Origin of the sequence: Paenibacillus sp. FSL R5-0923, from assembly GCF_038009145.1 — a bacterium.
Lineage (GTDB): Bacteria > Bacillota > Bacilli > Paenibacillales > Paenibacillaceae > Paenibacillus_AQ.
In genome coordinates this window covers 257,839-270,450 of the sequence record NZ_JBBPAT010000002.1, presented here as the reverse complement: position 1 = coordinate 270,450, position 12,612 = coordinate 257,839, and the positions used below count along the sequence as shown (strand labels likewise).

The window sequence follows — 12,612 nt, the reverse complement described above, 5'->3', positions numbered from 1 at the left end:
AGGAATGGATACTACATAAAATAAGAGCGCACAACATAAAGACCGCCCCTAGAAAGGGCGGTATAACCTTATTTTCATAATCATATCTATTAATACATAGCATGTCTATAGAAAAGCTTTGTATGAGTAACAAAAAAAAGAACAGCAGAACCAACCTTTCGGTATTGTTCTGCTGTTCAGAAATTCCTTTATTCAGCTGTTCCTTCCGGACTTGCAGTTGGAGAAGGTTCAGCACTTGAGTTAACACCCAGTGTATCCTTTGGAGCGGGATCTACAATCAATGTAAATCTTCCCGCCTTGATCATACTTTTCTCTACGATGGTCGCTCCCGGTTCTAAGGTAACCTCCACCTGATAGGATGGCTGTACCCCTTCTGTGACAGCTGTCGCGGATGGATCAACTGTGTTATTCTCCGCATCAGATGAAGGCGTTGGAGAAGGTGTGGCATCGGCTCCTGAGTTAGTAGCGTCCGCACCTTCAGCCGTTTCAGAATTAGCGCCTGTGGCATCCGCTGACGGAACTGGACAAGTTCCATGGCTAGCAGCGACTTTAAAGCTCTTATCCACCACATTGGATGAAGTCATCAGACTAATCTCCGTCGGATTAAATTGCACACAATCATCAGCTTTGGCAAACGTGAACACCAATATGCTGCTCCCCTTATCTCCTTCGACGCTCTGATCCTTCAAGTATACTGAAGCCGGAGGCAGCTCATTGCCTGCACTCTGAACGGGTGTCGGCTCAGGGCTTGTCCCCGGCAGAGCCGTCTTTGGATCATCCGGACGCAGCATACTGAATACGATAATTGCGATAATCACCAGAATGCCCGTAATGGAACCGGAGATCAGGAGTCGAAATCGACTGCGGCTGATCCAGCGCGCCAGCGGGGAAGCGAGCTGGGAGCGAGCTTCATTGTACACATTTTGAAGAGCAGGCCGTGCTGTAGCAACATAGCTTTTACGGAACTCACGATTCTTGAAGGCTTCGCGGTCACTGCTCTGGAAATACTTCAGAATCGCCCGGCGGTAACCCGGATAAAGCTTTTTATTCGATATCGTAAATAAAGAATTTCCTTGAGACCATGCAAAGAATCGATAGATAACATCCTTATCGGTACCGGCTTTATGCTTTACTAATTCCAAGAGTGCGTCATAATCCAGTGGACCACCCTCGCGCTGACTGGTGTAGTAGAAAGCTAGAGGCAGACGTTCAAAAGGCTCTAGTACTCGGGCTTCCTTCAGTAAACGGCGACCGAGCAACTGTACATCGTCCAGTTCCTTTGGAGATAAGCCTGCAAAAATCTCTTCATTCGGCTTCTCTTCACCAAACCAGCGATAAGCAGCGCGGAGTGCATTTTCTTTCTGCTTGCTAATTCTATCTAGTGGCGGCTGCCAATCCACGACATTGCCATAACGTAAGAAAACAACCTCCAGTAAGTCCTCCTGCGTCATTTCAGTAAGGGATAGCCGGTTCAGCAAGAATCTGTCTGCAGATGCTGCAAGCTCCTGCATGAGCGAGAGTACTTTAGGAGATACCCCTGTCCCTTTACGTCGATCTTTCTCCGCTTTATCTACAGTGCCATGAATTTCCGCCACCGCAGCAACCGGATCAGTCTCCAGTTGTAGCTTTTCTAGCAAATAATCCCTTACTGCATCCTGAGCAAAAGGTTGCTCTAACGCAGCCGGTAGAAAACGGCCCCAATGGAGTACAAAATTCAGAATGTCCACAGATTTAGATGCAGCAACTAGTCTTGATTCCATATAAGGTTCTAATAACTGCTTGCGGAAATACGCTTCAGACATTACCCGTTGAAAAAAAGCAGCGCTTAGCTCATCATTACTCTCAATGATACCGTAAGCTGCATTGAGAACATCTTTGCGTCCCGCTTCCACGCTATGAAGCATACCATTAATGAAATAATCAACAATTCTGACTTTGTAATTATGATCCTTCAGCACAAAATAATCCTTAAAGCACTCCATAATTGCAGGGTCCGGGACATTCCTTTGCCGGACTAAATCAAATTCTCTGTCGAACCGCTCCAAGAAAATATCATTCAGTCGGATTCTGGAATGAATCGCACCCTCCGCTTTAAGATAAGAAAGCAAACCACTCAGCACCGCGCTTTTGTTCTCTGTATATAAGTGCTCATTCCCCTGCTCAATCTCATAAAATACGGCTAACTCATTATAGAGAGCGAGCGATAGCTTATGCTCAGAGCTTTCTCCACGCAGGATCTGATCGGCAAAACTTACAAAATCGTCAAGATCCCCTGGATTCAGAAGTAAAAGCTTCCAAACCAGATCAGCATACGGCTGACGGGACTCGCCAAAATCTACATTCCCCATCCGACCTGAAACCAAATCGAATGTGAAGTCCTTCTCGATGCTGCGATCACCGGGACGGAGCGAGCCTTTTTCCACAAAGCTAAGATGAATATATTTACGGCTTTGCGGTTCATTCGCATACGTAATCACGCCTAATCTGCGGCGGAATTCATACGGCAGCACGCTATATAAAATCTCTGTAAGCTCCACCGCACGTGCGGACAGCTCCGTGATAGGTACATTTAGAGCGATATAGATTTTTTTCTTACCTGCCACAGAGAGCATCACTGCTTGCAGCAATGCCTTAAATATCCCTTCATCAATCCCTAGCAAGCGTAATCCCGCTATAGGATCAGGTCGGCGATCCGTACGTATAACTGGAATAGCAGACAGCTCCGGCAAGGTTCCGCCCAGCTCTCCTTCATAACTTTTTGCGAAATCAGCATGCAGAAAGTCCCCGTAGCTCTGAATAATCTCCTCTGAACGTGAGGCCGGAACTACAAAGTTATGTGCAAAAAAGGCACTCCGCTGGCCCGTAAAATCCGTCGCTTGATAACGACTCGTCCCAAGAACCGTGTCGCCATTCTCTGCATGGAACAGGTGCAGCGCACTAGGATATAGAGTCTCATCCTTCTCCCCACGCGCGGCCAGCTCTGCTGGAGCATCGTAAAGACAGAAGGGATGCAGTGCTTTTTTGATAAAATTATTGTCCAGACTATCCGATTTCGCTACTGTATCAAAACCTTCAGTGGAACGAAATAATCCGCGGCGTTCGCGGGTATACATTTGTTGGGCGATCTTAGACCCTGAGAAAACATTCACGGGCCGTCGCTCCCCTCAATATACTTCAGCTTATGCAGCAGCCAAATAAACGGCTCGTCTACACGAATCGGGCTTACTACACCCTCAATCTTTTGATTCACAGGATTACTGCCCAACGCAGATACCGCAAAATAGCCCGTATTCGAGAAGTACACATCCATCGTATCTTTAAAAGGTCTGTCCACCTTACCAATAAATCTGCGGATTTCTCCGTCGATGTTATGGAATTCATCCATATTCAATGTTTTGCGATGGACATAGTTATTGAACACATTACTGTTGGACTTGATGTAATCGCCATCCTCATCCTTCAGTGAATGCAGCATATCACTTTTCGCAAGAACGACTGCTGTTGGAATGTCAGTTTTGCTCTTTTCCTGATAGGCAATAAAATCACCGAACATCGTCAGCACAACATCACGCGGCTCGTCATATTGCGAGACCCATTCGCCCGGGCGATCACCGATGTTAATATGAATCTTCTCGCGGATCGAACGGATTTGCAGCGGATCGACCATAAACAGAATACCGGCAGAGTTCTTAATATGTTGACCGTGTAGTCCGAGATAATCCTGATCCACCATGCCCTCACCCGCTACATCAAAGAACACAAGTGTCAGCGGCGGCTTTTCTTCATCCTTAAAAACAAATTGAAAGATAAACGGCTCCTGCATTTTCTCCTTCTGTGTGGAAGCTAGCAGATCCCCGCGTTCAAACAGCGGTTCTTCATAGAGCGTACGGAACTTACGGCTAATCTCCGCGTTGAGCGGCATACAAGCGGCATCGAAATGACCTGCTGTCGTATGCTGCAAGGTATGAATCAGCGCGGTCATGTATACCGACTTCCCGACTTGGGAGGCTCCGATAATCGAGATAATGTTACTTGGAACCTTACCTGCAGTCACAGGCAGCTCGTTATGGCAGGATGGACATAGCCGTCTGCGTGTAAGCACTCCATAACGATCCGTAAGCCCTGTTAACACATGATCGGTATAATGATGGTATTCTTCCGGAATATCCGCCGGATTAATGATTGCTTCTATGTCATCCACCGTATCGAGCCCAAAGCGCTCACGGTATTTATTCAAGGCATCATCCTCGCCCAGCGCGTAATTCTCATCGTCCTCTCGGCTATGCATAGCCCGAAAGACCACATCCTCCGGAGAGAACTTAGTGAAGCAATACGGACACACAATATCATAAAAAAGCGGCCTTGGCTCCGGCTGATTCTTTTTCATAAAACGGCTAAAAAAAGACATCTACTCATCCTCCCAAAAGTTGTATCTGCGTATCTTGCTATGGACAGGCATTGTCCAACACTCGCTTGTACGCATAGACTGATCTTACTCCGGCACCAGCTCATAATAAAGCCCATACTTAGGACCGTCGGTGAAAAAGATGCGTACAAAATCATCCTTACCGATCTCAATCGGCGGGAGTACATTGCGTCCAGGGGCGAAATCCTGTACAAAGGGAAAGAGAATACCATCCTCTTTCCCTGCCGGATGTCCTCCCCGTTTCTTAACATAACAGAGGACATCTCGAGCCACTGGAACTTCTGCCGTAATCGCCATATGTACGGTCTTTTGTTTTCCGAATAATCCTCTTTTTTGTTGAACGGAATAATAGATTCTGGCTTTGCCTGCACTGACCACTACACGGTTCGCACCGTCACTTTGCCTCACCAGCAGTGTCTCTCCGTTCTCAGCAAGGCGAGCGTATATGGTATAGGAGACTAGGCCGATCTCATCCAATCGATCACGGTATCCATTGTTAGATTTGTATTCCTCACGAGTGTAGAGCTTCATTCCGACCGGAGGAATATCCCCGGTGCCAATAGAAGCCTCTTCTGCGGAGGTCTTATGGATGTACACCGCCTGCACGCCGTCCGGCCAGCGCCATCTCAGCGTACAGAACCGTTCATCCACTTGAGATGTCACATCCGTTATTACCAGAGCGGAAGCATTATCCTCGGCGTACCTCATCACTGTAAACCCCTTTCAACTACTAGAATCCTTTGCTATTCCGATTTCTCCGTCGATCAGGAAAGCTTTCTGACGGTGGATTAGGAGCTGCATTATTTCTTCTATTACGGTAAATACGTCCTTCACCTACCGGAATGACGCCTGTAAATAATGAGATGATTGCAGCCAATATAAGAACAGCAAGGAGGCGAATTAGGCCGTCAGTGAAATTGTGCCCGCTAAGTCCAAATTCCAGAATAAGCCCTGCGAACAACCCTGAGATTACGCCGCCAATCCCAAAGCTTTTTGCTAAATGACGGTTATCAAACATAATACCAAGACCGAGTCCAAGCGCAGCACCGATTAGCATCAGCGACAAAATACGAACTGCAGCATAGTATGGACTATCTGCCGTAGCATCACTACGCACCGTAAGCAATGTCCGATCTCCCAAACGATCATAGATTTGCTGGAATACATCACCCAAAAGAGCCGTATCTGTCACATCATAATAGTGACCGCCCGTTATTTTCGCAATATCCTGCAGCAACTGGGTACCGGCAGGATCCTGCATCCCCAGCCCAATGGTATTTACGGCAATGCCACGATCTATATAGGTCTGTAATTCTCGCGAGGTGTTGAAATTACTCACTCCGTCCGACAGCAAGATGACCATAGCGCCTTGATTTTTTCTGCCGTCACTGTCTATCTCCTTAAGGGCTTCCGAGATCGCACCACTTATGTTCGTGCCACCCTCTGTTGGTTTCAAGTTATCAATGGCAGTCAACACCTTCTCACGATTCTGCGAATCCGAGAGTGGTGTTAACGGCTGGACGACTACAGCTTCGTGGTTAAATGTCACCACCGCTACCTGATTGTCATTGTCCATTCTCGCAATTAACGCCTTAGCGGCTGAATAACGGCTGTTATCAGGATCACTCTGCGCCATACTGCCAGAGTCATCGATAGCCATTACAACATTTTTAACCGGTTTAGCACCGCCAAAATTCAGCTCATAAACAAATTCTGTTAATGCTCCAACTCCAAGTGCAAGGACAATCATCAGAGGCAGGAGCTTCCAGGATAAACCTAGGTAGCGCTGCTTCCACGAGGCTCCGTTCAGCCGTGGCGAGATCATTTCTGCAAGCAGACAACCGATGCCGATACCGAGTGCTACTATGGCAAAATAAATGCCAACGAGCAAGATGGAAGGCAGATCGTTGTACCAGCTTAGCAGCCACTCGCCAAAAAGAAAGGCGACCCCGCCGCCGATCAGACTGAAGAAGAGCAGGAGCAGATTGATTTTTCTCTGCATCGTTATACTTCCTTTCCGGGAGAAACCTGAATTGTACTCTTATGGCCTTAACATTGTTCGGGGGTTATGTAACCCGATTAACGGGCTGCCCGGATGTGTAATCATCCCCCAGATTGCACTTTGTGCAATAGAATGGAATAAAAGAAACATCTATTTCTATTCTATTGCATAATGTGCATTGGAAATAAGGAGAAATGTCCCTATTCCAGAAATCTACTTAAATCTATTGTATCAAATACAACAGAACTCTAATTAAAGGTTATATCCGATGAATCTATTGCACAAAGTGCAATAAAGAGACTCAAAGTGAGGGTACCCATCTATTACGCCATCAGCGCATCTCGGGAAGCTGCTCTTCACTCACCCCATGAAGCTGATAGCCATTCTGAGCATAGGTTTCATAATAAACCTTACCATTACGGTAATAGAGCAGGTCTTCTAAATGGAAACCACCCATCAGATTTAACTTCTCCACTCCGCTCCTGCGCTGTTCATGCACAAAGCCTAAGCGATAAATGCGGGTCGTCTCATCCACACCAAATGCATAGCGCAGGAATTCAGATGCGCTGTCTCCGAAGAAATATTTTTCCTCATGACGATGCTCTTGCGTGTATTCGAACAGACGAACATTGATCGTCGCGCTATCCTCCAGATTATGGTACAGACGCTTGAACAACTCTTCCTTGGATAGAACCTGACGGTTCTCATAAGCAGCCGCAACATTTGCACGCCGCAGCAATTCTTCTTCGAAAGATAGAGCAAACGGATCAGCCGTTAATATTTCCCGCTGACAAATGCCAATCAAACGCTCCGCTACCGCTTCTTTGCCTTGCTCTAAAAGCTTAGAAATGCTACCCATGTACTTGTCACTAAAGAATATTCCTGGCCCACGCCGGGTCTCGATCTCTTTCATTACTTCTTCTGTGACAACTCGATAGTATTCCATCACGTTCTGGCCAGTGGTTTCGTTCGTCCGCCCAATGCTGTCCATCACAGTAATACGTAACTCTTCTTCGAGCGTCTCCATAGCTTTCACACGGGCCACACATTCCACGTGAAGCTGCTCAAGCGCAGATTCCAAACGACTGCACAGCGCAAGCTCACTTTCCATACATAATAGCTCATATTTTTTTCCATATACCGCAGAGAATAAGTAATGAATGAAGTTGCGTACCGTTCGTTTGTCAAAAAGCGGCACACGCTGGAACGGTTGGCGCTCCACACTTTCCGCATAAAGATCCTCAAGCTCATCCTGCGCGGAGACAAGTGCTGAACGCAATCCTGTCATATGCTGACGCAAAGCATGCAGCACACTGCCACCCTCATCGCGATCAGCTGTCCACTCCGCAAGCTGATAGAATGTTACTGCTGGCGTAGCTGTTTCCTGTGCCGCCAATAGGGTGCGCCATCCACGAAGAGGATGAATACCTTCTACTCTCCGGTTAGACTCTGCGACAAAATTATTACGGAAATAAGCCTCGCCCCCATCACCGAACAGCTGCTGTTCAGCTTCACGAAGTGACAACTGCTTCAGCTCATTGTAGGACGGACGTCCATGGCTCATTAGCCCCGTCATTTCACTAAGGCCGTCTTTCTCCGGGACTAGCTGCGCCCTATGCTCCCGCAAACTATCAGGATCCAGCCCTAATAGAGATTGACGCTCGCGCATAGTCCATGGACTACCCTCACGCATATCCGCTGCAAGACGCCGGAAGGCGTGATACAGCACGGCCAAGGCAATTTGGACATTAGGTCTTCTCACGCCAGAAAAGCCTGCGGAGGCGTAGCCTTGTCTTCCTGTGCTACCTCTAATACCGCTTTTGAAGGTCATATTGTTATAACCACCGTGTCCTGTAGCTTGATCAGAAGTCGGGCGGACACGATTCTTAAGTAGGCTAATATGGGAGATGATCTCATAGTTATCATCCATGCCGTGAGCCGACATCATGCCGCGCTCATTCTTATCGGAGAGCAGATACACAAGGTCAAATAAAGCGGAAGGACCATGACTCACTGGAATCGACAGACCATCCTCGGTTACAAGCAGCGGTGCATTAAACGTATAGTCCGTAGCTTGCATTCTGTCCAATTCACGCAGAAAAGCCAGCCCTACTGAGCTGGAATATCCAAAATTATCCCCTTGCTCCCGCTCATTGATTAAAGCGTAGAGATCCGTCTGTACCGACTTAAAGGACTGGCTGAGTATTGCTCGAGCCAGCAGTGTAATTTCTGGCAACAATACATTAAGCGGGTCATCGACCCGCGTAATGATAGAGAGATGGATCACGTCAAAAGATGAATATAGGCGTCCATAATCCGCTATACTGTTGCTCAGCCGCCGAATAACTTTATTCATTTCAGCAAGATAACGTGTATCCTCATGAAACTTGCGGTAAAGTTCATGACGCACAGTGCGTGGATCTGACCCTGCCATATCCGGCAAGGCCATGGCCAGCACCCGGTCTTTTCCTCCTGCATCAGAGCCCCTCTTACTTCTGTCTGTGTCCTCACTCTTCGTGCCTGACACAGCATGCAATGCCATAACACCGCCGGCGTTATCCCATTTTCGTTCGCAGCTATCCAGCACCGGACCGATGGCCGGAGCAACCTTGTCGCCTACGAACAGAAACAGGGCAGGGTAATGGATGCTGCTGCGTCCATCCCCTTTACTGCGCTGTGCCTCTTCCTGTACCGCATATTGTTCACCATAAGATAATGCCAGTGTTTTGATCATAGGCCTATTTCAACTTTCTGCGGATGCTGCCGAGTTTGCTAGTCATACTCTTGTAGAAACTATACATCTCATCGCCGCTCTCATACTCTACCCGTTCATACTCCAAGCTGTCGCGTGCTTCAAGGAAGGATACATACAGCCCTTCCAGCTTATAGAGCAATGGGGTTACGTCTTCAGCGGCAGTCATTTCACTCGCACGACGAGCTGCCTTACGCAGCAGAACGCTGCGGCTCTTCTCATCCAGCTCCCGGAAATGACGGTACACGGCATATTCCACGTAGCTACGTTCTTTCATCAAGTTGGCAAACGGCTCCCAAGCGTCCTCTTCTTCATCACGATCATAAACGTAGAGTGCGCCTTTCTTGATAATGCTGTCCGTGTACAACGCCTCGATGAATTGGTCCATCCACTTGTCTTCGTCCAGATATTGATGGAGCAGCCCTTCAAGCTCCGTTGCTTTTGCAGTCAGTTCAGCATATTTAGCTAGCTCAACACGAACACGAGAAATCAGTTGTGGTGAACGAATTAAATTCTCCTGTGCCATTTCTTTGTTAATGCTGCCAAAAATATCTTTAATGCCTTCGCGTTCCAAGCCCTTCTCGCGCAGATTCTTAAGTTCATCAGCCGCCTTCTTCACTTCTCCGAGATTCGGACGTGAAGAATTTAACTGCATATCAAATCCACTCAATAGAGCATCCATATCAAATGGTTTTGTGAACACAACAGAGTATCTGTTGCTTGTGTTCTCGTCTACACCTTTTTCGATGATCACTCCGCTTGCCAACGCCTTTGCAAAGTCTGCACGCACACGTGCGTTATAATCACGTACACGAGAATTGACGTAGGTGTCACCCCATGATTTTTCCGGAATCGGAGAAGGCAGATACGTCCAGTTGTTCTTATCCGTCATCACCAGATGGCGGCCGATCCCTTCCTTATCGAGAATGGTCCGCTCATAGTTCTCTTCAAACACCCGCAGCGGCGTGTATACGAAGAGTGGCACACCGTTGCGGGTGTTAAGCCAGAAAATACGGTTTTTCACTTGGCTTTCTTTGATTGTAAATTGTGATTTTCCAAGCGCATTATTCTGATAATTACGAATCCCTTTCAGGATGCCAGGTGCTTTAACAGGTACGGAAACGAAGCCCCATGATGGGAAATGCAAGCTGCCCGAGCTGTTACTAAGGTGGAAGGTAGGCACAGCCTCTTCGTCCAATTTACCGGCAATAATCCGCTCTACGAACTTATCCAGCGGCTCTTCATGGCCGAATTTCATCACAAGGAAATCTTCCATCGAACGGGTGATCAGATCCCCGAACTTATCACTAAGGAACTCTGAAATCGAGCGAACGATATCAATCTCCTGTTCCTTAACCCAGCGTCCGGAATGCTTCAGCATTTCACGGGTGAAGTCGCGAATCAAGTCGTCGCCGTCCTTCTGATCCATGATTTTGGAGATCGTCGCCGAAATATCCGGCACATTAACAATGTTCCAATAATAAGTTTTGTTTCCTTTATAATCCGCTTGCTCTTCACCATTGATAAGAATGTCCCCATTCTTGGCAAAAATCGAGCTAAGCGCACTAAGAATCTCCGTAAACACACCATAAATCCGGCTGTTTTCATCGTTTAAGAGCTCGTATAAGTCCTCATAAAATTGAATCATTTGCTCAGTACGTTCTACATCGGCATGCAGCCAATACTCATTGATTTTAGCGTCAATATAGGCATTTTTCTTCTTCTCTTTGGATACAAAAGCACTGCGTGCATCGCTCAGCTTCTCATCCGCACTGTCCTGCGCCGTCTCAATATCGCGTGGCAGACGCAGCAAGCTTTCACGTAAAGCCTCAATATAAGACTGAATCAGCTTCAAAATACAGAAGCCCTTCTCGGTATACAGCAGGCGGGAAACGTAGAACGGCCCTTGCTCTGGGTGCAGGAAGATGCGCTCCAGCTCTTCACTGAAACGTCCTACAATTTCGCCAGGCAGCTGCTTTTTCGATTTAATATATTCCTCACGGGCACGAGCCAGGAAGTTCTGCTCCAGCTCTGTATCCATACTTACCACTTGATTCTTGACTACATTGGCATGACTCAGGCGTTCGCTGTTCTCGTAACCTGGCAATGGCTCAGGCACTCGGGATTCAAAGGTTTTAATCATACTGTCGAGATCAATCCCAAGCTTACGTGCGAATTTCTCTACATCCTCTTGACCAGGCGCCTGCTGGAACATTTTTTCCATTTTATCAAACAAACGGAAGGCCAGATAAGTCGTCATTTCCTCAATCGGAAGCACGGCAGACGAGGCACCGATAATGTTGTACTCATAGTTAGCTGGATAAGTCTTATTCATCTGCGCAATATTGGTGCGGATATTACTGATATAGTCATGGATGGCGAATTCTTCACCGGACGCTTTTTCTTCACTCGCCATAAAGTTCGTGATGTTCTCAGCTGTTACATTCATACAGTAATCATACGCATTCTCTAGCAGTTTACCTTCGGTATTCGTTGCAGAGATCAAATGGCATAGATTAAATGGAGCCAACGGTGAATTTACCGTCAAAATATTTCCGTATTGCTGTTGGAATCGCTCGCCACGGCTGTCCACATTCATCCAGTAATCCAGCTCTTTAAGCGCCGCATAACCGTTCTTGCGAATATATTCACGCGTGTGCTCGCTTAAACTTTTGTTAGACAAATTCACGTCCGGTGTAAAGAGATAACCCAGTGTGTTCACACGGTCAATACCGGCTGATCCATAATCACGTTCAATAATACCCCGTACGATATAGGCAATATCAAGGAACGCTCCACTACCTGTACCCCCTGACAGACCTGTCAAAAGGAAGACCATCAGCTTTTTGTTCGTGCCTACAGATAAGGTCTTGATCTTCTTATCAATCGCTCCTACAACCTGATTAATCTTGGTGAACAAGAGCAGACGTCCAGCCTGCCGCACACCAGCGGCACCGTTCATACCATCTGTGATACTCAGCTCGGGTGACAGCCAATCCGTGATGTACGAATCAAGGATACTGCGGTTCTGCAGCAATCCGCCGATTTCAGCATTCGCTAGCAATACAAATTCATTCTGTGGATCGAGTCCGATCCCTTTGTATTTCTTTCCGCGATCCTGTTCATTCGTTTCAAAAGCTAGAAACTCTACATTATCCGGCTTGTCCCGCTTCTTCTTGGATATCGGATCTTCCGGCAGCTTAAAGCGGCGGTTAATCTGATATTTAAGACGCAGCAGGGCATCAATGCCCGTGCCGCCTAGTCCAATGATCAGGATCGGATTATCAATCGTATCCACCCTGATCTTATCGCTGACAATCCCGCCACCTAGTGATACATCCAATTGCTGTATATGCTCTCTTACTACTGGTTTCATATGCTTATCCTCCTAAAAGTTTTGCGGAAGCTGTACTTCAGATCTCTTGCAAAACT

At 47.2% G+C, this 12,612-nt stretch carries 6 protein-coding genes; all 6 read right to left on the bottom strand.

The genetic code is table 11. The features are described from left to right. Positions 1-188 precede the first annotated feature (188 nt). The 6 genes from MKX35_RS26225 to MKX35_RS26200 all read right to left on the bottom strand — a co-directional run bounded on the left by MKX35_RS26225 (position 189) and on the right by MKX35_RS26200 (position 12,556). Entirely contained in the window at positions 189-3,149 is a 2,961-nt protein-coding gene (locus MKX35_RS26225) for a GAP1-N2 domain-containing protein (RefSeq protein WP_076299117.1), read from the bottom strand. After that, positions 3,146-4,408: a TRAFAC clade GTPase domain-containing protein gene (locus tag MKX35_RS26220; RefSeq protein WP_042124368.1), complete on the bottom strand. Its 1,263-nt coding sequence runs from the start codon at positions 4,406-4,408 to the stop codon at positions 3,146-3,148. The genes MKX35_RS26225 and MKX35_RS26220 overlap by 4 nt, the downstream gene beginning before the upstream one ends. Positions 4,409-4,492: 84 nt before the next feature. Beyond that, the gene (locus tag MKX35_RS26215; RefSeq protein WP_042185104.1) at positions 4,493-5,134 is read right to left on the bottom strand and encodes a hypothetical protein; all 642 of its coding nucleotides are present in this window, start codon (positions 5,132-5,134) and stop codon (positions 4,493-4,495) included. A 22-nt stretch (positions 5,135-5,156) separates the two neighbouring features. Further along, positions 5,157-6,428 (bottom strand): vWA domain-containing protein, encoded by a 1,272-nt coding sequence (locus MKX35_RS26210; protein WP_076283865.1) that lies wholly within the window; start codon positions 6,426-6,428, stop codon positions 5,157-5,159. Between the two features lie 331 nt (positions 6,429-6,759). Beyond that, positions 6,760-9,162, bottom strand: coding sequence for a transcription initiation factor TFIID (locus MKX35_RS26205; protein WP_076283864.1), 2,403 nt, complete (start codon positions 9,160-9,162; stop codon positions 6,760-6,762). 4 nt (positions 9,163-9,166) lie between these two features. After that, positions 9,167-12,556 (bottom strand): tubulin-like doman-containing protein, encoded by a 3,390-nt coding sequence (locus MKX35_RS26200; protein WP_076299116.1) that lies wholly within the window; start codon positions 12,554-12,556, stop codon positions 9,167-9,169. Positions 12,557-12,612 lie beyond the last annotated feature (56 nt).

Coding starts and splice junctions, on each gene's coding strand:
- MKX35_RS26220 (WP_042124368.1), bottom strand. CDS start 4,408: ATGTCTTTTTTTAGCCGTTTTATGAAAAAGAATCAGCCGGAGCCAAGG.
- MKX35_RS26215 (WP_042185104.1), bottom strand. CDS start 5,134: ATGAGGTACGCCGAGGATAATGCTTCCGCTCTGGTAATAACGGATGTG.
- MKX35_RS26210 (WP_076283865.1), bottom strand. CDS start 6,428: ATGCAGAGAAAAATCAATCTGCTCCTGCTCTTCTTCAGTCTGATCGGC.
- MKX35_RS26205 (WP_076283864.1), bottom strand. CDS start 9,162: ATGATCAAAACACTGGCATTATCTTATGGTGAACAATATGCGGTACAG.
- MKX35_RS26200 (WP_076299116.1), bottom strand. CDS start 12,556: ATGAAACCAGTAGTAAGAGAGCATATACAGCAATTGGATGTATCACTA.